General features: G+C 72.1%; 20 protein-coding genes. 17 read left to right on the top strand and 3 right to left on the bottom strand.

All coding sequences use genetic code 11. The features are described 5' to 3' along the window. Window positions 1-70: 70 nt before the first annotated feature. The 13 genes from AB0G28_RS17840 (at window position 71) to AB0G28_RS17780 (ending at window position 13,461) form a co-directional block, all read left to right on the top strand. Window positions 71-1,156 carry a hypothetical protein gene (locus AB0G28_RS17840; protein ID WP_361089520.1) on the top strand — a complete coding sequence of 362 codons (1,086 nt, stop codon included), beginning with the start codon at window positions 71-73 and terminating at the stop codon, window positions 1,154-1,156. After that, the gene (locus AB0G28_RS17835) at window positions 1,157-1,798 is read left to right on the top strand and encodes a class F sortase (RefSeq protein WP_361089518.1); all 642 of its coding nucleotides are present in this window, start codon (window positions 1,157-1,159) and stop codon (window positions 1,796-1,798) included. Window positions 1,799-2,032: 234 nt separating this feature from the next. Beyond that, window positions 2,033-2,686, top strand: a complete 654-nt coding sequence (locus tag AB0G28_RS17830) for a class F sortase (RefSeq protein ID WP_361089516.1) — start codon at window positions 2,033-2,035, stop codon at window positions 2,684-2,686. A gap of 81 nt (window positions 2,687-2,767) precedes the next feature. Then, window positions 2,768-4,156 carry a glycine--tRNA ligase gene (locus AB0G28_RS17825; RefSeq protein WP_361089514.1) on the top strand — a complete coding sequence of 463 codons (1,389 nt, stop codon included), beginning with the start codon at window positions 2,768-2,770 and terminating at the stop codon, window positions 4,154-4,156. Window positions 4,157-4,308: 152 nt separating this feature from the next. Further along, window positions 4,309-5,241: an ABC transporter ATP-binding protein gene (locus tag AB0G28_RS17820; protein ID WP_361089512.1), complete on the top strand. Its 933-nt coding sequence runs from the start codon at window positions 4,309-4,311 to the stop codon at window positions 5,239-5,241. Next, the gene (locus AB0G28_RS17815) at window positions 5,238-5,978 is read left to right on the top strand and encodes an ABC transporter permease (RefSeq protein WP_361089510.1); all 741 of its coding nucleotides are present in this window, start codon (window positions 5,238-5,240) and stop codon (window positions 5,976-5,978) included. The genes AB0G28_RS17820 and AB0G28_RS17815 overlap by 4 nt, the downstream gene beginning before the upstream one ends. A gap of 21 nt (window positions 5,979-5,999) precedes the next feature. Then, on the top strand, window positions 6,000-7,211 hold the full coding sequence (locus AB0G28_RS17810) for a sensor histidine kinase (RefSeq protein ID WP_361089508.1): 1,212 nt from the start codon (window positions 6,000-6,002) through the stop codon (window positions 7,209-7,211). Beyond that, entirely contained in the window at window positions 7,208-7,813 is a 606-nt protein-coding gene (locus AB0G28_RS17805) for a response regulator transcription factor (protein ID WP_361089506.1), read from the top strand. Before AB0G28_RS17810 ends, AB0G28_RS17805 begins: the two co-directional genes overlap by 4 nt. 23 nt (window positions 7,814-7,836) lie before the next feature. Beyond that, complete coding sequence (locus AB0G28_RS17800) at window positions 7,837-8,490, top strand: YdcF family protein (protein WP_361089504.1); 654 nt, start codon at window positions 7,837-7,839, stop codon at window positions 8,488-8,490. Window positions 8,491-8,523: 33 nt separating this feature from the next. After that, complete coding sequence (locus AB0G28_RS17795; RefSeq protein ID WP_361089502.1) at window positions 8,524-9,798, top strand: deoxyguanosinetriphosphate triphosphohydrolase; 1,275 nt, start codon at window positions 8,524-8,526, stop codon at window positions 9,796-9,798. 219 nt (window positions 9,799-10,017) lie between these two features. Next, on the top strand, window positions 10,018-11,109 hold the full coding sequence (locus AB0G28_RS17790; protein ID WP_361089500.1) for a serpin family protein: 1,092 nt from the start codon (window positions 10,018-10,020) through the stop codon (window positions 11,107-11,109). Further along, window positions 11,106-12,917, top strand: a complete 1,812-nt coding sequence (locus tag AB0G28_RS17785) for a glycosyl transferase (protein WP_361089498.1) — start codon at window positions 11,106-11,108, stop codon at window positions 12,915-12,917. The genes AB0G28_RS17790 and AB0G28_RS17785 overlap by 4 nt, the downstream gene beginning before the upstream one ends. Window positions 12,918-12,921: 4 nt before the next feature. Next, on the top strand, window positions 12,922-13,461 hold the full coding sequence (locus AB0G28_RS17780; RefSeq protein WP_361089496.1) for a DinB family protein: 540 nt from the start codon (window positions 12,922-12,924) through the stop codon (window positions 13,459-13,461). A gap of 17 nt (window positions 13,462-13,478) precedes the next feature. Here AB0G28_RS17780 and AB0G28_RS17775 read toward each other — a convergent pair whose 3' ends face one another. Further along, complete coding sequence (locus AB0G28_RS17775) at window positions 13,479-14,081, bottom strand: TetR/AcrR family transcriptional regulator (protein WP_361089494.1); 603 nt, start codon at window positions 14,079-14,081, stop codon at window positions 13,479-13,481. A 99-nt stretch (window positions 14,082-14,180) separates the two neighbouring features. Here AB0G28_RS17775 and AB0G28_RS17770 point away from each other — a divergent pair, with 99 nt between their 5' ends. Then, complete coding sequence (locus AB0G28_RS17770) at window positions 14,181-14,876, top strand: carboxymuconolactone decarboxylase family protein (RefSeq protein WP_361089492.1); 696 nt, start codon at window positions 14,181-14,183, stop codon at window positions 14,874-14,876. Here the strand turns inward: AB0G28_RS17770 and AB0G28_RS17765 are convergent. Beyond that, the gene (locus AB0G28_RS17765) at window positions 14,873-15,325 is read right to left on the bottom strand and encodes a MarR family winged helix-turn-helix transcriptional regulator (protein WP_361089491.1); all 453 of its coding nucleotides are present in this window, start codon (window positions 15,323-15,325) and stop codon (window positions 14,873-14,875) included. The genes AB0G28_RS17770 and AB0G28_RS17765 overlap by 4 nt on opposite strands. 24 nt (window positions 15,326-15,349) lie before the next feature. On the opposite strand from AB0G28_RS17765, the gene AB0G28_RS17760 reads away from it, so the two are divergent. Continuing rightward, the gene (locus tag AB0G28_RS17760) at window positions 15,350-16,708 is read left to right on the top strand and encodes an MFS transporter (protein ID WP_361089489.1); all 1,359 of its coding nucleotides are present in this window, start codon (window positions 15,350-15,352) and stop codon (window positions 16,706-16,708) included. Between the two features lie 22 nt (window positions 16,709-16,730). After that, the gene (locus AB0G28_RS17755; RefSeq protein ID WP_361089487.1) at window positions 16,731-17,297 is read left to right on the top strand and encodes a carboxymuconolactone decarboxylase family protein; all 567 of its coding nucleotides are present in this window, start codon (window positions 16,731-16,733) and stop codon (window positions 17,295-17,297) included. Between the two features lies 1 nt (window position 17,298). Here the strand turns inward: AB0G28_RS17755 and AB0G28_RS17750 are convergent, their stop codons facing one another. Next, window positions 17,299-18,240, bottom strand: coding sequence for a sigma-70 family RNA polymerase sigma factor (locus AB0G28_RS17750; protein WP_361089485.1), 942 nt, complete (start codon window positions 18,238-18,240; stop codon window positions 17,299-17,301). Window positions 18,241-18,272: 32 nt separating this feature from the next. Between AB0G28_RS17750 and dnaG the strand changes: the two genes are divergently transcribed. Next, the gene (gene dnaG / locus AB0G28_RS17745) at window positions 18,273-20,183 is read left to right on the top strand and encodes a DNA primase (protein ID WP_361089483.1); all 1,911 of its coding nucleotides are present in this window, start codon (window positions 18,273-18,275) and stop codon (window positions 20,181-20,183) included. The last annotated feature ends 1 nt before the right edge of the window (window position 20,184 follow it).

Here is a 20,184-nt window from a genome sequence, read left to right as displayed (position 1 = left end):
CCGACGGTGCAAGGTTGTCGCGGAGCATTTCGTCGCTTGCGGCACGCCCGAGGAAAAGCAGTGGGGAGACATGACGCGTTTCGTGACGAAGGCAGCCGCCTTGACGGCCGTGGTGTTCCCGCTGGTCGGCACCGGGTTGGCGGGGGCGCAGACCCAGGCGGTCGACGAAAAGACCGGGCCGGTTTCGTTCGCGAACATCGCGTCGGTGCGGATCGGCGACGAAGGCCGGCGCGGCGGGGCCCTGATCACCGAAACGCAACGTTCGCCGCTGCTGCCCGGCCAGTCGAAACTCGGTACGGACCGCGTCTCGGTCCCCAAGGACGACGGCGAGCGGGCCACCTTCGGCGGGCACTACCAGATCGACCTCGGCCGCTACAGCGCGTCACAGGACCCGTACCCGCCGGGGGTCGCGAGCCGGGACCACAACGTCGTCGCCGCGTTGCAGGCCACCACCGTGCCCACCGCCGTCGCGGAGACCAACTACGCGCTGCGTGACAACTGGCAGGGCGGGGCGAAACCGGCCGACAACACCGTGCTGGTGCTGGAGGGCGCCAAGACCGCGGTGGACTGCACCGGGCCCGCCAAGCTCTCCGGCACGTCGTCGGTGACGCGCCTGTGGGTGCGCCAGGGCGGCGCGCTCGGCATCGTCCCGATGCCCGGCGGCACCGACGGCCTGCAGCTGAAGAACCTGCGGCTCGGCCCGCCCGGCGACATCACCGGAGCCGACCGGGAGACGACGCTGTCGGACCTCAAGCTGACCCGCGTCGCCGCCTTCGACCAGCTGATCCGCCAGGACGGCTGGCGCGGGGGCGACTACACCGCCGTCGCCGGCTGGCGGGCCGAGATCACCACCCACGTCAAGGACGCCCAGGGCGCCGCACTGCAGGACGTGCGGACCACGATCGTCCTCGGCGGGGTCAGCTGCTCGGTCCCGAAGGGGTTCGTCGCCAAGGCGGCCGGCCCGACGGGCGGCACGACCGCCACGCAGGCCGCCGTGCCGACGCAGGTGCCGGCCGGCTACCTCGGCGCGGCCGCGCCCGACACCGGCAGTGACGGCTCCCGCGTCCCGTTCGGCATCGGCCTGCTCTTCGGCGGGGTCTTCTTCGCCGCGGTCGCCCTGCTGCTCGGCAAGCGGCGCAAGACCGGGACGGACTAGGTGCTGCGCACCGCGCTGGCCGCGGTCTCGGCGGCGCTGGCCGTGGCCGCCTTCGCGGCCGGGATCGTCGTGCTGACCTGGCTGCCGCCGACGTCGACGCCGCTGGCGGCGGCCCCGCCGCCCGGCACGCTGCCGGGGGAGGACGCGGCCCCGGCCGTGCTGCCCGCGGACAGCGAGTCCGCCGCGCAGCAGCGGCCGGGCACGGTCCGGCTGCCCGACGGCGCCACCGCCCGGCTGGTCCGCACCGAGCTCACCGGCACCGGCGTGCTGCCGATCCCGCGCGGGCTCGGCGACGCCGCCTGGTGGGGCGCGAAGCTGGGCGCCGACCGCGGCGCCGCCCTGCTGTCCGGGCACGTGAACTGGGAGGGCACGCGCGGGCCGTTCGACGAGCTGTGGCGGATGCGCGACGGCGACGAGGTCAGCGTCGTCGACGCGGGCGGCGGCCGCTGGGTCTACCGCGTGGACGACGTCGTCACGGTGCCGAAGGAGGCGCTGCCCGCCCAGGCCGCCCGCTGGTTCGGCCAGGACGGCCCGCACCGGCTGGTGCTGGTGACCTGCGGCGGCGACTACGTCGGCGGCACGGAGGGCTACGACGAGAACCGCCTGGTCACGGCCAGGCTGGTGACGCGACCCGCCGGTTAACCTCGCCCGCCCGAGCTTCGTGCCGGGCCTGGCATGCGCCCCAATGTGGCGTTCGGTGCGTCCAGCGCACCCAATGTGGCGTTCGGTGCGTTGGACGCAACCAACGCCACATTGGGGCGCTCGTGCCGAGCGTCGGACAGCCTGCGACGCACCCGCGCATTCGGTGCAACCTCCTTCGCCCCTCGCGGCATGTCTGCCGGTGAGGTGGCCACGACAGCGAAGGAGCACAAGCCCATGCAGGAGCAGAACCCGGCGGAGCGGAAGACGGGCGTCGGCCGCTGGTGGATCGTCGGCGTCGCCGGCGCGTTCGTGGTCGCGGCGATCGTCGCGACCCTGCTCGTGTTCACCGGAAAGGATGAACCTGCCGTCGCGAACGGCGCCGGGACGCCCGTCGCCGCCGCGAACCAGCAGGACGGCCAGAACACCCAGGCGGACACCGGCAAGGCGCCCGCGCAGCTCGTCCTGCCCGCCGGCGGCACCGCGAAGCTCGTCCAGGAGGACCTCGACGCGAACGGCGCCCTGAAGATCCCCGAGGGCCTCGACGAGGCCGCCTGGTGGGGCGCGAAGCTGGGGGCCGACCACGGCGTCGCGCTGCTGTCCGGGCACATCAACTGGAAGGGCAAGAAGGGCCCCTTCGACGAGCTCTGGAAGGTCAAGCAGGGCCAGGAGGTCAAGCTGACCGACGCCGCGGGCGGCGCGTGGGTCTACCGCGTCGATGCGACCGAAACCATCCACAAGTCGGAGCTGGCCGGGCGTTCGGAGCAGCTGTTCTCCCCGGACGGGCCGCACAAGCTGCTGCTGGTCACCTGCGGCGGCGAGTACGTCGGCGGCAGCGAGGGCTACGAGGACAACCGCGTCGTGACCGCGTCGCTGGTGTCGCGGCCGTAGCCTGCGCGAAAAGGGGTGGGCCCGGCCGGATACCCTGGATGTTCCAGTCCTGACCGTCCCCGCAAGTTCCCGGAGCGTGGAGTGCCCACGAACACCATCGATACCGTAGTCAGCCTGTGCAAGCGCCGTGGTTTCGTCTTCGCCAGCGGAGAGATCTACGGCGGTACCCGCTCGGCGTGGGACTACGGACCGCTCGGGGTCGAGCTCAAGGACAACATCAAGCGCCAGTGGTGGAAGACCGTGGTGCAGGGCCGCGACGACGTCGTCGGCCTCGACTCGTCGGTCATCCTGCCGCGCCAGGTGTGGGTCGCCTCGGGGCACGTCAACGTGTTCACCGACCCGCTGATCGAGTGCCTTTCGTGCCACAAGCGGTTCCGCGCCGACCAGCTCGCCGAGGAGTACGCCGCGCGCAGCGGCAAGGAGACGACAGAGGACGACCTGTCCGACGTCCCCTGCCCGAACTGCGGCACGCGTGGCAAGTACACCGAGCCGCGGGACTTCAACATGATGCTGAAGACCTACCTCGGCCCGGTGGAGTCCGAAGAGGGCCTGCACTACCTCCGGCCGGAGACCGCGCAGGGCATCTTCGTGAACTTCTCGAACGTCCAGACGACGTCGCGGATGAAGCCGCCGTTCGGCATCGGCCAGATCGGCAAGTCGTTCCGCAACGAGATCACGCCGGGCAACTTCATCTTCCGGACCCGCGAGTTCGAGCAGATGGAGATGGAGTTCTTCGTCGAGCCGGGCGAGGACGAGCGCTGGCACCAGTACTGGATCGACGAGCGCACGAAGTGGTACACCGACCTCGGCATCAAGGCCGAGAACCTGCGCCACTTCGAGCACCCGAAGGAAAAGCTCTCGCACTACGCGAAGCGCACCGTCGACATCGAGTACCGGTTCGCGTTCAACGCGGGCCAGGAGTGGGGCGAGCTGGAGGGCATCGCCAACCGCACCGACTTCGACCTGACCACGCACTCGAACCACTCGGGCCAGGACCTGTCGTACTTCGACCCGACGTCGAAGCAGCGGTATCGGCCGTTCGTCATCGAGCCCGCGGCCGGTGTCGGCCGGTCGATGATGGCGTTCCTGATCGACGCCTACTACGAGGAAGAGGTGCCGAACGCCAAGGGCGGCACCGACAAGCGCGTCGTGCTGAAGCTCGACCCGCGGCTGGCGCCGTTCAAGGCCGCGGTGCTGCCGCTGTCGCGCAACGCCGACCTCACGCCGAAGGCGAAGGCCGTCGCGGACCTGCTGCGCAAGCACTGGAACGTCGACTTCGACGACGCGGGCTCGATCGGCAAGCGCTACCGCCGGCACGAGGAGATCGGCACGCCGTACTGCGTGACGGTCGACTTCGACAGCCTCGAGGACAACGCGGTGACGGTCCGCGACCGCGACAGCATGGCCCAGGAGCGCGTCGCGATCGACAAGCTGGAGTCCTACCTGGCCGGCCGCCTCATCGGCTGCTGACGCCGTAGTCCGTGAAGGCCTCCTTACCGGCTCTTAAGGCCGGGAAGGAGGCCTTCACGGCTTTTCGGCCCCGGCACCCCTGACACCTGTCACGGTCAGGTCGTGACGCACGGTCTGGGGACCCGGGCTTCCCGGGCGGCAGCCTTGGGGGCATGCGAGAAACAGACATCCAGGCGGTGGCGGCGGGGGCCGCGGTCCACCTCACCGGCCTGCGCAAGCACTACGGTGACGTCCACGCGGTCGACGGCGTCGACCTGACGATCGCCCCGGGCGAGGTGGTCGCCCTGCTCGGCCCGAACGGCGCGGGCAAGTCCACCACCGTCGACATGATCCTCGGCCTGACCACGCCCGGCGCCGGTGAGGTGCGCGTGTTCGGGCGCAAGCCGATCGACGCCGTCCGCGCCGGGCTCATCGGCGCGATGCTGCAGGGCGGCGCGCTGATGGACGACCTGACCGTCGGCGAGACCGTCGGCATGGTCGCGGCCCTGCACCGCAAGCCGATGCCGGTGGCCGAGGCCCTGCGCGCCGCCGGCGTCGAGGAGCTGGCCGGCCGCCGCGCGAACAAGCTGTCGGGCGGGCAGAAGCAGCGCGTGCGCTTCGCCGTCGCCCTGGTCAGCAACCCCGACCTGCTGATCCTCGACGAGCCGACCGCCGCGATGGACGTCGGCACCCGGCGCGAGTTCTGGCAGTCGATGTACTCGTTCACCGAGTCCGGCCGCACGGTCCTGTTCGCCACGCACTACCTCGAGGAGGCCGAGGAGTTCGCCGACCGCGTGGTGCTGATGCGCCGTGGCCGGGTCGTCGCGGACGGGAGCGTCGCCGAGGTCCGCGCGCTGGCCGGTGGCCGCACGCTGCGTGCCGCCGTCCCGGGCGCCACCGACGCGGTGATCGCCGCGCTGCCCGGCGTCAAGGAGTACGAGCTGCGCGGCGACCGCGTCGCGATCTCCAGCGGCGACTCCGACGCCACGCTCTGGGCGCTCAAGGCCGCGGTGCCGGCCGTGCACGACGTCGAAATCAGCGCCGTCGGTCTCGAAGGCGCCTTCCTGTCCCTGACCGCCGACGAGACCACGGAGTCCGTGCGATGAACGCCACCTACCTGCTCACCGAGATCCGCCGGAACTTCCGGGCGCCGCGGTTCCTCGTCTTCGTCGTCGCGTTCCCGGTGCTGATGTTCCTGTTGCAGGCCAACGTCTTCACCAAGACGAGCGACCCGCAGCACACCCAGATCGCCGCCGTCATCATGATCAACATGATGACCTTCGGGACGTTCGCCGCGGCCAACACCAGCGGCGGCCGGCTCGCCCTGGAGCGTGCGCTCGGCTGGCAGCGGCAGCTGCGGCTGACCCCGCTGACCGGGTTCGGCTACCTCGGCGGCAAGGCGCTGTCCGGGATGCTCGTCGGGTTGCCCGCGCTGGTCCTGGTGCCGCTGCTGGCCGTCACCGTCGAGGGCGTGCACCTGGACGCCACGGGCTGGGTCCGGATCTTCGCCGGCGTCTTCCTCGGCACGCTCCCGCTGGTCCTGCTCGGCCTGCTGATCGGGCAGTTCGGCACGCCGGACTCGATGCAGCCGATCAGCATGATCGTCACCCTCGGCATGGGCTTCCTCGGCGGCCTCTGGATCCCGCTGGAGACGATGCCGAACTGGATGCACGACGTCGCGCAGATCATGCCGACGTACTGGGTGCTGCAGGTGGTGCGGCCCGCGGTGACCACCGACATGGTGGTGTCGCTGCCGCACGCCGTGGGCGTGCTCGCCGCGTGGACGGTCGTGCTGGGGGCGCTGGTGATCAGGCGTTACCGTAAGGACAGCGCCCGCGTCTGAGGGCCGGAAGGACGAGGAACCATGGCGAAGGGCGAGGGCGCGGACCACCGGTTCGGGCTGGTCAACCGGGAAGCGTGGTGGGAGGACCCGCCCCGCGGCGGCAAGCGGGGCGCCGGCCCGGACAAGGTGCGCTGGCCGATCTTCTCGATCGTGTTCACGTTGCCCTACCTCATCCCGGTGACGAAGCGGCTGCTGGCGGCGGACCACGTGACACCCGGACTGATCGGGCTCTGGGCGCTCGTCTACGGCTACGCGCTCTCGTACGCGCTCTTCCCGCTGGCGTTCGACCGTCCCCGCCCGGTCCGCTTCGCCTACGGCGCCGGGATGCTGACCCTCGGCCTCACCCTCGTCGCGGTGGTCCACGCCAGCCCGTTCGTCCTGCTCTACGGCACCGCGGCGATGGTCTTCCTGGTGCCGCCGGCGTGGGTGGTGATCCTCGACGGCTCGGCGCTGGTGCTGGGGGCCGGGATCCTGCTCCTGGCCGGCCGGTTCGGGAACGACTACGGCGACCTGATCACCGTCGGTTCGGTCACCCTGGCGATGTTCTTCATGTCCAGCCTCATCCGCGCGATCCGCCGGCTGGAGCTCGCCAACGAGGAGATCGCCACCCTCGCCGTGACGAACGAGCGCCAGCGCGTCGCCCGTGACCTGCACGACCTGCTCGGCCACAGCCTCACCACGATCACCGTCAAGGCCGGGCTGGCGCGGCGGGTGCTGGAGAGCTCCGGCGACATCCCCCGCGCGGTCGAGGAGATCCGCGAGGTCGAGAGCCTGACCCGCAGCGCGCTCTCCGACGTCCGCGCGACCGTCTCGGAGTACCGCGAGGTGTCGCTGTCCGCGGAGCTGGTCGGGGCCCGCGCGGCGCTGCGGGCCGCCGAAATCGACGCCGACCTCCCGCACGCGGTCGACAACGTCCGGCCGGAGTTCCAGAACACCTTCGGTTACGTGCTGCGGGAAGCCGTGACGAACGTGCTGCGGCACTCCGGCGCCAAGCAGGTGCGCGTGCGGCTGGGCGGCAACTGGCTGGAGATCGAGGACGACGGCACGGCCACCGAGGTCGTCCCGGGCAACGGCATGCGCGGGCTCACCGAACGGCTGGCGGCCGTCGGGGGCACGTTGCGGACGTCGGTCCGGTCCGGGGGAGGATTGACCGTGCGGGCGGAGATCCCGCTGCCCGAACCGAGCCCGGCCACCCCGGCCGTGCGCGCCGAACCCGCGGGAGGACTCGCTTGATCCGGGTGCTGCTGGCCGACGACCAGGCCATGGTCCGCGGGGCACTGGCCACCGTGCTGGGCCTCGAGAACGACATCGAAGTGGTCGGGCAGGTCGGCTCCGGCGACGAGGTGGTGGCCGCCGCGCGCGAAGCCAAGCCCGACGTCGCCCTGCTCGACGTCCAGATGCCGGGCAAGGACGGCCTGGAGGCCGCAGCCGACCTGCGGGCCGCGCTCCCGTCGTGCCGGGTGATCATCTGCACGACGTTCGGCCGCCCCGGCTACCTGGCCCGGGCGATGGCGGCGGGCGCGGCCGGGTTCGTCGTCAAGGACGCCCCGCCGGAGCAGCTCGTCGAAGCCGTCCGGCGTGTCCACAGTGGACTGCGGGTGGTGGATCCGGCGCTGGCGGCGGAATCGCTGGCCACCGGCGCCAGCCCGCTCACCGGGCGGGAGCACGACGTGCTGCGCGAAGCCAGGGACGGCAGCACGGTGGCCGACGTGGCCCGCGCGCTGCACCTGTCGGAGGGGACCGTCCGCAACCACCTGTCCGCCGCGATCGGCAAGACCGGCGCCCGGACCCGGGCCGAAGCGGTGCGCGTCGCGGAGGAGCGTGGCTGGCTCTGAGCCGCTCTGAAAGAATGGGCCGGGTGGGTACCGCTGAACGCACGAAACCGTCGCTCGCGAGCTGGGCGCGCCGGATCGCCTTCGGCACGGTCCTCATGCTGCTGGCGCTCGTCGGCGGCACGGCGTTCCGGGTGTGGCAGGTCGCCCGCCAGAACGACCGGACGCCCGCCGACGTCATCGTGGTGCTGGGCGCGGCCCAGTACAACGGCAAGCCGTCGGACATCTACGCCGCCCGGCTGGTCAAGGCCAAGCAGCTCTACGACGCCGGCGTCGCGAAGACGGTCGTCACCGCCGGCGGCAAGAAGGCCGAGGACAACTTCACCGAGGCCCGAGCCGGCCAGCTCTGGCTGACCCGCCACGGCGTGCCGTCCTCGGCGACGCTGGCCGTCGGCGAGGGCAGCGACACGCTGCGGAGCCTGCGGGCGGTCGCCGACGAGGTCCAGGCGCGCGGCTGGCACACGGCGGTGCTGGTGAGCGACCCGTGGCACTCGTTCCGGGCCCGGACCATGGCCGACGACCTGGGGCTCGACGCCTGGACCGCGCCGACGCACAGCGGGCCGATCGTGCAGGAACGCGTCACGCAGTTCCGCTACATCGTGCGCGAGACCGGGGCGCTGCTGTACTACCGGCTGACCAAGACCCCGGCCGACGACCTGTTCGCGACGTTCTTGGGTTGAGTTTCTGTCGGTGGGGCCGTTTAGGCTGGCCGGGTGAGCTACACCGAGCACGACACCGCCCGCCTGCTGCCGGAGCCGGCCAAGGGCGCGGCGCTGCCCGGCGCGCGGGCGGACGGGCGCGGCGCGTTCTCCCGCGACCGGGCCCGCGTGCTGCACTCCGCCGCGCTGCGCCGGCTCGCCGGCAAGACCCAGGTGGTCGGGCCGGGGGAGGGCGCCGAGGTCACCGGCGTCCCGCGCACGCGGCTGACGCACTCGCTGGAGGTCGCCCAGATCGGCCGCGGCATCGCCGACGAGCTGGGCGCCGACCCGGACCTGGTGGACACCGCCGGGCTGGCGCACGACATCGGGCACCCGCCGTTCGGGCACAACGGCGAGCGCGCGCTCGACGAGGTGGCCGCGGCGTGCGGCGGGTTCGAGGGCAACGCGCAGACGTTGCGCATCCTCACCCGCCTGGAGCCGAAGCTGCTGGGCGCCGACGGCGGCCCGGCCGGGCTCAACCTGACCCGCGCCTGCCTGGACGCGACGACCAAGTACCCGTGGCCGCGCCGGCCCGGCCAGGCGAAGTACGGGGTGTACGCCGACGACGCCGCGGTGTTCGAGTGGTTCCGGTCCGGTGCGCCCGACGGGCGGACCTGCCTGGAGGCCCAGATCATGGACTGGGCCGACGACGTCGCGTACTCGGTGCACGACGTCGAGGACGGCGTGCTGGCCGGCCGGATCAAGCTGCGCGTGCTGGCCCACCCGGACGAGCGCGCCGCCGTCGCCGAGGCCGCCGCCAAGCACTTCTCCGCCCAGTCGGTGTCCACTTTGGAGGGTGCTGCTTCGGAGTTGTTGGAGCTGCCGGTGGTGGCGGCTTTGGTTTCGGGGGAACCGGACGGCTCGCCCGGCGCCCAGGTCGCGCTGAAGCGGCTGACGAGCGAGCTGGTCGGCCGCTTCACGACGGCGGCGGTCACCGGCACGCGCGAGGAGTTCGGCGAGGAGCCGCTGGACCGGTACCGGGCGCGCCTGTGCGTCCCCGAGCAGGTCGCGGCGGAGGTGGCGCTGCTGAAGGCGCTGGCGCTGCGGTACGTGATGAGCGACCGCCGCCGGCTGGCGATGCAGGAAGGCCAGCGCGAGCTGCTGGCCGAGCTGGTGCACGCGCTCGCGCGCCGCGCCCCGGAGTCGCTCGACCCGCTGTTCGTCCCGGCCTGGAACGCGGCCCGCGACGACGCGGGCCTGCTCCGCGTGGTCATCGACCAGGTCGCTTCCCTGACCGACGCCCAAGCCCACGTCTGGTACTCCTGGCACGTAACCCGCCTCCACCGCTGACGCCCGTGCAGGAGAAGCCGACACGCGTGATTGCGAAGCCGACACGCGTGATCCGAGGGTCGACACGCCGCTGGGGCGGGGCCTTCGCCGTGTCGACCCTTCAATCACGCGTGTTGACTCCTCGATCACGCGAGTCGACCTTTCCGTCACGTAGGCCGGCTGCCCGGGGGTCGCGCGTGGGCGCCCGAGGGGGTTGGCCGGTCCGGTAGTCTCGCCCGCATGGCCACGGACAGCCACCTCCGGTTCGCCCTCGCCGTCCACGCAGCCCTCGGAGCCGAGGGCGGGAACAGCTGTTTCTCGCCGTATTCGGTGGCCAGTGCGCTGACCCTGGCCGCGCGGGCCGCCCGGGGCCGGACCCGCGACGAGCTGGTCGCGCTGCTCGGTGACCCCGACGAGCAGACCGCCCTGCTCCGGGAGGCCGCCCGGCTCGGGGAAGAGGCTCGCGGCGATCAGCCCGAGCTGGCCGTCGCCAACACGCTGTGGGCTGACGACCGGCTCCCGCTCGAGGACTCCTTCAAGACGGAGCTGGCCGCGTGGCCGGGAGCCGCCATCGCGAGCGCGCCCTTCCACGACGAGCCGGAGACCGCGCGTGCCCTGATCAACGACGACGTCGGCCGCACCACGCGCGGGCTGATCCCGCGGCTGCTGCCGCCCGGCTCGATCGACGCGGACGTCGCGGCCGTGCTGGTCAACGCCCTCTACCTGAAAGCCGCGTGGAAGCTGCCCTTCCGCGAGGCCAACACGAGCGACGCGCCGTTCCACGCGCCCTCCGGCACCCGCGACGTGCCGACGATGTGGCTCAGCGAAAGCGTCGGCTACGCGCACGCCGGCGGCTGGCAGGCGGTGCAGCTGGTCGCGGCCGGCGGCCTGCAGACGCTGGTGCTGTTGCCCGACGGCGACCTCGCCGAGGCGGAAACCCGGCTGGACCAGGAAAACCTGACGAGCCTGCTCGACAAGATCCGCTTCAAGCCGGTCGAACTCGCCCTCCCGAAAGTTTCGCTCGACATTCCGAGCGAGCTGACCGGCGTGCTGCGCGGCCTCGGCGTGCGCACGATGTTCACCGAGGACGCCGACCTGAGCGGGCTCTCGCCGGATCCGCGGCTGACCGTTTCCGAGGTGCTGCACCAGGCTGTGCTGCGCGTCGACGAACAAGGCTTCGAGGGGGCCGCGGCCACCGCGGTGACGATGCGCCTCACCTCGATGATGATCGCCGAACCGGTCGCCGTCACGGTGGACCGGCCGTTCCTGCTGCTGGTCCGGCACGCCGGCACCGGAGCGCTCTACTTCCTCGCCAGGGTGGTCGAACCGTGAGCTTGAAGTCCGAAGCCGTCCCCGAACTCGTGCCACCCGCACCCGAACCCCCCGAAGGCCCGAAACGCTGGGCGTGGCAGGACTCCGCGATCGCCGGCGCGTACCTGCTGTTCACGGTCCTGCTCTACAACGGGCTCTGGTTCGACCTCAAGCGTGGCTACCTCTGGAACGGCGCGTCCGACCAGAGCCAGTGGGAGTGGTACTCGACGGTCGTCGCGCGGTCGGTGCTGCACTTCCAGAACCCGTTCACCACGGACCTGCAGAACTACCCCCTCGGCGTCAACATGGCGGCCAACGCGGCGATGTTCGGCCTGAACATCCCGCTCGCCCCGATCACGCTGACCTTCGGTGCGACGCTGACCTGGGCGATCGTGCTCACCGCCGGCCTCGCCGGCACCGCGATCGGCTGGTACTGGGTGTTTTCGCGCCACCTGGTGCCCAACCGGACGGCGGCCGCGATCGGCGGCGCGTTCTGCGGGTTCGCGCCGCCGATGATCTCGCACGGCAACGCGCACCCGAACTTCGTCGTGCTGTTCGTGCTGCCGTTCATCGCGCTCAAGACCATCCAGATCTCCCGCGGCGAGCGCCCGGTGCGCAACGGCGTCGTGCTCGGCCTGCTCGTCGCGTGGCAGATCCTGCTGGGCGAAGAGCCGCTGATGATCTTCGCGATCACCTTCGTCGTGTTCGCGGTCGCCTACCTCATCCCGCACCGCGGCGAGATCCGCGGCATGCTGGCGCCGCTGGGCAAGGGCATCGGCATCGGCGCGGTCGTCGCGCTGCTGATCGCCGGATTCCCGTTGTACTGGCAGTTCTTCGGCCCGCAGAGCTTCCACTCGCTCCTGCACGGCCCGGCGGGCAACGACACGGCGGCGTTCACGCGCTTCGCGACGCAGTCGATCGCCGGCGCGCCGGAGGCGGCCGCGGACGTGTCGATGAACCGCACCGAGGAGAACGCGTTCTTCGGCTGGCCGCTGATCGTGCTCATGGTGGTGCTCACGATCTGGCTGTGGCGCGACGTCGTGTCACGCGCGCTCGCGATCACGATGTACGTCATGGCCGTGCTTTCGCTCGGCGTCGAAATCACCGTGGCGCACGACGACACCGGCATCCCCGGCCTGTGGAAGTGGCTGGGCCAGTTGCCGCTGCTCGATTCGCTACTCGAATCCCGGCTGGCGATGGGCTGCATCCCGGTGGTCGGCGCGCTCCTGGCGATCGCGACGCACCGCGTCTGGACGGCGGCGGCCGCCCAGCCGGAGCCACTCGACGGCAAGCCGCCGTTCCCGCTGCGGATGATCTGGATCGGCGCGGTGGTGGCGGTGCTGCTCCCGATCGCGCCGACGCAGCTGGTGACGCACCAGCGCCCGCTCTCGCCGCCCTTCTTCGCCGACGGGATCTGGCGCCAGTACGTCGCCCCCGGCGGCTCGCTCGTCCCGGTCCCGCTGCCGAGCACCGGCGAGGCCGAGCCGCTGCACTGGCAGGTCGACGCGGGCCTCGGCTACCCGATGCCGGAGGGCTACTTCGTCGGCCCGACCTCGCCGGAGGACCGCCGCGGCCGGTACGGCGCGGTGCCGCGGCCGACGTCGGACCTGTTCGCGGAGGTGGAACGCACCGGCCAGGCGGCGGAGGTCACCGAGGCCGACCGCACCCAGGCGCTCGCGGACCTGCGGTACTGGAACGCGGACGTGCTGGTGGTCGGGCCGCGGCAGAACCAGGAAGCCCTGAAGTCCACAGTGGAGCTTCTGCTGCGCAAGCCGGCGGAGTTCGTCGGCGGGGTGTGGATCTGGGACGTCCGCCCGCTGACGGCGTGACGGCGTGAGCACCGTGACCTCAGTGGACGACCAGGGGCGGCCCGAACCGCCCCTCGACGGTGACGAAGCCGCGACCCTGCTCGGCTTCCTCGACTTCCACCGCGCGACCCTGGCCTGGAAGTGCGCCGGGCTGGACGCGGCGGGCCTGCGCGCGACGCACGCGCCGTCGACGTTGACGCTCGGCGGGCTGCTCAAGCACCTGGCCTACGTGGAGGACCACTGGTTCTCGTACGTGCTGTCGGGCCGTTCGCGGAGGGCGCCGTTCGACGCTATCGACTGGACGGCAACGCCGGACTGGGACTGGGAATCCGCCGCCGACGACACGCCGGAGCAGCTCTTCGGGCTCTGGGAGGAGGCCGTTGCCCGCTCGCGCGAAGTGGTCGGCCAGACGGCGGATCTCTCGCAGCGGGCCGAGCGCGCCCGGGCGGACGGCACCCGGCCGAGCCTGCGCTGGATCCTGGTGCACATGGTCGAGGAGTACTCCCGGCACAACGGCCACGCCGACTTCCTCCGCGAGTCGATCGACGGCAGCACGGGCGAATAGCCGGTCGTCCCGGCGGGTCAGAGCCGCAGGCCGACCAGCTTCGCCAGGAACCGGTCGAGCTGCTCTTCCGCCGGCGGCCAGGGCAGGTCGGGCTCGTTGATCCGCTGCGCGAGCATGCCGTTGACGGCGGTCCGCAGGTCGATGGCGACGGTGGCGGCGTCGCCGGCCGGGGCCAGGCCGGCGTCCATGCAGCGCTGGACCGCCTCGGTCGTGCGGGCGACCATGACCTCCTTGAACGGCATGCCGTGCCGGCGGTGGACCTTGCTTTCGTGCAGCACCTTGTAGAGCCCGGGGTGCTCGCCCGCCCACCGCGCCTGCGCCAGGATCCGGGCCCGCAACGCCGTCGCCGGGTCGGCGGCGGCCTCGGCGGCGGCGTCACCGGTGCCGACGAGGTCTTCGTGGCAGCGCCGCATCGCGGCCAGGACGAGTGCGTCGCGGTCGGGGAAGTGCAGGTAGACCGACGTCGCCGCGATCGACACTTCGCGCGCGACCGCCCGCAGGGACAGGGCTTCGTCGTCGGCCAGCTCGTCGAGCATCCGCACGGCGGCCGTGACGATCTCGTCGCGCAGCTTCTCGCCTTGGCCGCGGGCGTTGGGACGGCGGCGGGTGGTCTCTTCCATCGGCACCCAGTGTAGCTGGACACCCATCGCGCTACAGGTGTAGCGTCAGTTGCACTACGGCTGTAGCGCTACGAATGTTCACTCACTGAGGGAGTCATCTTGACCACCACCGAAACGCCGAACCTGACCCGGCTGGCCGCCCTGGACCCGGTGTTCGCCCAGATGGTCGGCGCCACCGCGAAGTACGTCCGGGCGATCCCGGAGCTGACCGACCGCGAGAAGACGTTCCTGTGCGTCACCGCCGACGTCTGCCAGGCGAGCCTCGGCCTGGCGTTCACCGCCCACGTGCGCGCCGGGCTGACCGCCGGAGTGTCCACTGGGGACATTCGCGAGCTGCTGCGGTTCGTCTCGTACGACTGCGGCTACCACGCCGCGGCCGCCGGGATCGAGCGGATCGCCGCGCTCGAGGCCGAACTCGGCCTCGAGCGGCCGGACGCCGAACCGCTGCCGCCGGAGCTGCTGTCGGACGGCCCCAGTCCGCTGCCGGAGGCGGTGCGGGCCCGGCTCACCGAACTCGACGCGCACTTCACCGGCTACTTCGACCTGCAGTCCCGGATGCGCGCCGGGCACGGGCCCGGCACGCTCAGCGAGCGCGAGCGCGGCTTGGTCAGCCTGAGCGTCGACGTCCACTACCAGACCCTGGCCGACACGTTCCGCACCCACGTCGGGCGCGCGTTGCGGGGCGGCGCGTCCCCGGAGGACGTGCGCGCCGCGTTGCGGTTCAACGCCCAGTTCGGTGTCACGCGGGCCTGGCACGCCTGGGAAGCGCTGAACGCGATCCTCGCGGAAAGCTAGCCGAGGACTTCGTCCGCGAGCCGGCTCAGGTAGCCCGCGAACCGCTCGCGGTCCTCCTGCGGCCAGTGGCCCACCAGCGCTTCGAACGCCTGACGCTGGTGGGCCTGCGAAGCCGCGAGGAACTCCTTCGCCGCGTCGGTGAGTGTCAGCACCGCGCGGCGCGCGTCCCGTGTCGACGTCGAGCGCACGACGAAGCCTTCTCGCGCCGCTTCGGCGACCATCCGGCTGGCGACCGAGCGGTCGATGCCGAGTTGGCGCGCCACGTCCGCGACGGTCACCTCGTCGCCCGCCGCGCCGTCGATCGCCTGGATGACGAACAGGTTCGGCACCGTCCACGACGGCGGGGCGCCGGCGGCGAACCGCTCGACGACGTCGGGCGCCCACTGGCGCGCCCAGTGCCGGACCAGGCGGAACAGTGCCGGGCCGCCGTCGGACCTTGATGCGTGCATAAGGCACGGTATAACGTGTGCTTTATGCACGCATCTCGGAACCTCGTCTTCGCCGGCCTGCTGCTCGGCATGGCCATGGCCCAGCTCGACGGCCTGATCGTCACCGCGGCCCTGCCCTCGATCGGCGCCGACCTGCACGCCCGGACCGGGCTCGTCGCGGTGACCGCGGCCGGCCTGCTGACCCTGACCGTCGCGACGCCGTTGCACGGCCGCCTCGGCGACCTGTACGGCCGCCGGGTGACCTTCGCCGGGTCGGTCCTCGTGTTCGCCGCGGCCTCGGCCTGGTGCGCCGCCGCGCCCGGCGTCGGCTCGCTGATCGCCGCCCGCGCCCTGCAGGGGCTGGGCGGGAGCGGGCTGATCGTCACGGCGATGAGCGCGCTCGGCGAGCTGTTCGACCGCGACGAGCTGCTGCACCGCCAGGGCTGGCAGACCGCGGTGTTCGCGGCGGCCACCCTCGGCGGACCCCCGCTGGGCGGAGTGCTGGCCGCGGGCCCCGGCTGGCGGTGGATCTTCCTCGTCAACCTGCCGTTGTGCGTGCCCGCCCTGCTGCTCGGCCTGCGCGGGCTGCCCGCGAATCCGCGCCGGGACCGGGAAAAGTTCGACGTGCCGGGCAGCGTGCTGCTGGCCGTGGCCGGGTCCGCCGTGGTCGCGCTCGGCACGTTCGAGGACCTCGCGCGGAGTCCACTATGGACACCCGTCCTCGTTGGCGTGACCGCGGTGGCGGGCTTTCTGTTCGTCCGCCGGCAGCGCCGGACGCCGAGCCCGCTGATCTCGCCGAAGGTCTTCGCCGACGCCGTCCTGGCGCGCGCGGTCCTGGTCAACGGCCTGGCCGGCGCCGCGCTCTACGGCACCTTCACCTACGTCGCGCTGGTCGCCGCCCTGAGCGCGGAGGCGGCCGGAACCGGGCTGCTGCTCGTCGCGATGACCGCCGGGCAACTCACCCTGTCCGCGTCCTTCGCCGCGCTGGCCCGCCGGCGGCCCGAAATGACGGCGTGGGGACGGTTCGGCTGCCTGCTCGGCACGGCCGGGCTCGCCGCGGTCGCCGTCGCGGCGGCGCTGGGCGGCCGGCCCTGGCTCCTGGCGCTCGGCCTCTTCGCTGTCGGGGCGGCTTTCGCGGTCTGTACGTCGGCGTACACCGTCCTGGGCCAGACGCGGGCGGACCGGGCCCTGATGGGCGTCACCCTGGGGTCGCTCACCTTCGCCCGGCAGGCGGGCGGGCTGGCGGGAGCGGCGGTGTTCGGCTGGCTCGCGCTGGCGACGACCGGCGGGCTGGGCGCCGCCGGCCTGACCGTCGTGTTCGGCGCCGCGGCCGCCGTCATGCTCGTGGCGTGGCTCACGGCGCCCGCTGTCACGTCTTCGGAAGCCGTCTCGTCCTCCTCGTGACCACGAACGAAGGAGAACTCAGATGCCTCGCATCCCCGCCAAGAAGACGTCCGAAGCCGGGCTGTTCCTCAAGCTGGCCTACCGCGTCGCCGGCCGCCGGTACGGCGCGGTGCCCGAGCCGATGGCGGTCGCCGCGCACCACCCCGGCCTGCTGCGGGCGAGCACCGTGCACGAGCTGATGGTGGAACGCGCGTCGAAGAAGCTGCCGGCGAACGTCCGGGAGCTCGCCGTCTACCGGGTCGCGACGCGGATCGGCTGCTCGTGGTGCGTCGACTTCGGCACCATGCTGCAGAAGCACGACGGCCTGGACATCGAGCGCCTGAAGAAGATCGACGACTACGCGACCTCGCCCGCGTTCAGTCCGCAGGAGCGGCTCGCGATCGCCTACGCCGACGCGATGTCCGCCGACCGGGTGACGGTGACCGACGAGCAGGTCGCCGAGCTGGAGCGCGAGTTCGGCCGCGACGGCGTCGTCGAGTTGACCTACCAGATCGCGCTGGAGAACTCCCGCGCCCGGATGAACAGCGCGCTCGGCATCGTCGACCAGGGCTTCACCTCCGGCGATGCCTGCCGCGTCCCGCTCCCGTAGGTCACGCGGGACGCGTGATGCGCGTCAGCTTGTCGGGGTTGACGACGTCGTAGATCGCCACGATCTTGCCGTCGCGGATGGTGACCGCCTGCACGTGCTCGTCGAGGGCGAGGAAGCCGTCGCGGCCCGGCATCGGCGCCAGGTACATCCCCAGGTCGCCGTTGACCAGGACCGGGACGCCGCGCTCGGCCATCCCCGGCGCGTACTTGCGGGTGAGGCCGACGAAGAACCGGGCGATCTTGTCCGCGCCGACGATGAGCTGGCGCGCGGTGCGGCCCTTGCCGTTCGAGTCGCCGATGAGCACGACGTCCGGCGCGAGCAGCTCGGTCATCGCCTGGATGTCGCCCTGCTGCAGCGCGATCACGAACTTCTCGAGGATCTTCGCCTGGTCGTCGAGCGGCACGCGCGGCGCCGGGTCGGCGTCGGCGAGCGCCTTGCGGCCCCGGGAGGCGTGCTGGCGCGCGGCCTCGACCGAGACGCCGAGCGCGTCGGCGATCTCGGAGAAGGGCACCGAGAAGGCGTCGTGCAGCACGAACGCCACCCGCTGCTCCGGGGTCAGCTTGTCGAGCACGACGAGCGCGGCCATCCGCAGCCCGTCGTCGCGGACGGCGACGTCGAGGGGGTCCTCGCTCACCGGCCGCCCGAACGGCGTGACCACCGGCTCGGGCAGCCAGTTGCCGACGTACTTCTCGCGCTGCGCGGCGGCCGACTTGAGCCGGTCGAGGCAGATCCGGCCGACGACCGTGGTCAGCCAGCCCCGCAGGTCGCGGATCGCCGCGCGGCCGGCGTCGTCCAGCCCGGCCAGCCGCAGCCAGGACTCCTGGACGGCGTCCTCGGCGTCGGCGCGCGTGCCGGTCAACCGGTACGCCACCCCGATCAGGTGCGATCGGTGCTCGGCGAACCGCGCGGCGAGCGTGTCCTGGGCGGTGGGCGTGGAGGCCATGCCCCGAGTGTGCCGCAACCGGCAAAGCTAGAGTGGATGACGTGGCAGGACGGATTCGGGAGAGCGACATCGCGGAGGTGCGCGAGCGGAACCGGATCGACGAGGTCGTCGGCGAGTACGTGGCACTGCGCCGCGCCGGTGGGGGCAGCCTGAAGGGCCTCTGCCCGTTCCACAACGAGAAGACCCCGTCGTTCAACGTCCGCCCGACGCACGGGACCTTCCACTGCTTCGGCTGTGGCGAGGGCGGCGACGTGATCAAGTTCATCCAGAAGATCGACCTGATCTCGTTCGTCGAAGCCGTCGAGCGGCTGGCCGACCGGGTCGGCATCCGGCTCACCTACGAAGGCGGCGGCGCGACGGTCCAGCGCGACCGCGGCAGCCGCACCCGGCTGGTCGAGGCCCACCGCCTCGCGCAGGAGTTCTACGCCGAGCAGCTGGTCACCGACGAGGCGCGCCCGGCGCGGGACTTCCTGTCCGAGCGCGGGTTCGACGCCGCCATGGCCAAGACGTTCGGCTGCGGGTACGCCCCCGGCGGCTGGGACAAGCTGACGAAGTTCCTGCTCAACCGCGGGTTCGAGGTCAAGGAGCTGCTCACCGCGGGGCTGTCCAAGGAGGGCCAGCGCGGCCCGATGGACCGGTTCCACCGGCGGCTGGTCTGGCCGATCCGCGACGTCGGCAACGACGTCGTCGGCTTCGGCGCGCGGCGGCTGTTCGACGACGACCGGATCTCGGCGAAGTACCTCAACACCGCCGAGTCGCCGATCTACAAGAAGTCCCAGGTCATGTTCGGTCTCGACCTGGCCAAGCGCGAGATCGCGAAGCGGCACCAGGTGGTCGTGGTCGAGGGCTACACCGACGTGATGGCGATGCACGCGGCGGGCGTGCCGACGGCGGTCGCGTCGTCCGGCACGGCGTTCGGCGAGGACCACATGAAGGTGCTTCGCCGGCTGATGATGGACGACGACGCGTTCCGCGGCGAAGTCATCTTCACCTTCGACGGCGACGAAGCCGGCCAGAAGGCGGCGCTCAAGGCGTTCGAAGGCGACCAGACGTTCGCCGGGCAGACCTACATCGCGGTGGCGCCGGACGGCATGGACCCGTGCGAGCTGCGCCTGGCCAAGGGCGACAGCGCGGTGAAGGACCTGGTCGCGCGGCGCACCCCGCTGTTCGAGTTCGTCATCCGCAGCACGCTCAAGAACTACGACCTCGACTCGGTCGACGGCCAGGTCGCGGCGCTGCAGAAGACCGTGCCGATGGTGGCGTCGATCAAGGACCGCGCGGCCCGCGACGGCTACGCGTCGAAACTCGCCTGGTGGGTGGGCTGGCAGGACGTCGCGCAGGTGGTCAACCGGGTCCGCGGCAGCGCGGGCGCGACCGACCGGCGGGGCGGCGCGCCGCTCAAGCAGCCGGCCCGCGCCGAGGCCCCTTCGGCTCCGGCCCAGGACGTGTCACGCCCGGCGCCGAAGGACCCGCGGTTCGCCGTCCAGCGCGAGGCGCTGAAGGCCGCGCTGCAGCAGCCCGCGATCGCCGGGCCGGAGTACGACGCGCTGCCGCTGGAAGCGTTCACGCACCCGGTGTACGTGGCCGTCCACGAGGCTGTCCTGAAGGCCGGCGGCGCGGGTTCGGGCCTGACCGGCCCGGCGCTGCTGGACGCGGCCGCCCCGCACTGTCCGGAAGGGACGGTCCGGCGGGTGCTGTCGGAGCTCGCCGTGGAACCGTTGCAGGCGAAGGACGAGGTCGACTCCCGGTACATCTCGTCGATCCTGGCCCGGCTGCAGGAGAACCTCGTCGGGCGGCAGATCGCGGAGATCAAGGGGAAGCTGCAGCGGCTGTCGCCGGTCGAAGCGCCGGACGACTACCGCGCGCTGTTCGGCGACCTCGTCGCGCTGGAGCAGTACAAGAAGTCGCTGGGCGAGCAGGCGGCCGCCAGCGCGTGGAGCTGAG

Source organism: Amycolatopsis sp. NPDC021455 (genome assembly GCF_040640995.1).
Classification (GTDB): domain Bacteria; phylum Actinomycetota; class Actinomycetes; order Mycobacteriales; family Pseudonocardiaceae; genus Amycolatopsis.
This window is presented reverse-complemented; position numbering and strand designations above follow the sequence as displayed.

Coding starts and splice junctions, on each gene's coding strand:
- AB0G28_RS17840 (WP_361089520.1), top strand. CDS start 71: ATGACGCGTTTCGTGACGAAGGCAGCCGCCTTGACGGCCGTGGTGTTC.
- AB0G28_RS17830 (WP_361089516.1), top strand. CDS start 2,033: ATGCAGGAGCAGAACCCGGCGGAGCGGAAGACGGGCGTCGGCCGCTGG.
- AB0G28_RS17820 (WP_361089512.1), top strand. CDS start 4,309: ATGCGAGAAACAGACATCCAGGCGGTGGCGGCGGGGGCCGCGGTCCAC.
- AB0G28_RS17815 (WP_361089510.1), top strand. CDS start 5,238: ATGAACGCCACCTACCTGCTCACCGAGATCCGCCGGAACTTCCGGGCG.
- AB0G28_RS17810 (WP_361089508.1), top strand. CDS start 6,000: ATGGCGAAGGGCGAGGGCGCGGACCACCGGTTCGGGCTGGTCAACCGG.
- AB0G28_RS17790 (WP_361089500.1), top strand. CDS start 10,018: ATGGCCACGGACAGCCACCTCCGGTTCGCCCTCGCCGTCCACGCAGCC.
- AB0G28_RS17775 (WP_361089494.1), bottom strand. CDS start 14,081: ATGGAAGAGACCACCCGCCGCCGTCCCAACGCCCGCGGCCAAGGCGAG.
- AB0G28_RS17765 (WP_361089491.1), bottom strand. CDS start 15,325: ATGCACGCATCAAGGTCCGACGGCGGCCCGGCACTGTTCCGCCTGGTC.
- AB0G28_RS17760 (WP_361089489.1), top strand. CDS start 15,350: ATGCACGCATCTCGGAACCTCGTCTTCGCCGGCCTGCTGCTCGGCATG.
- AB0G28_RS17755 (WP_361089487.1), top strand. CDS start 16,731: ATGCCTCGCATCCCCGCCAAGAAGACGTCCGAAGCCGGGCTGTTCCTC.
- AB0G28_RS17750 (WP_361089485.1), bottom strand. CDS start 18,240: ATGGCCTCCACGCCCACCGCCCAGGACACGCTCGCCGCGCGGTTCGCC.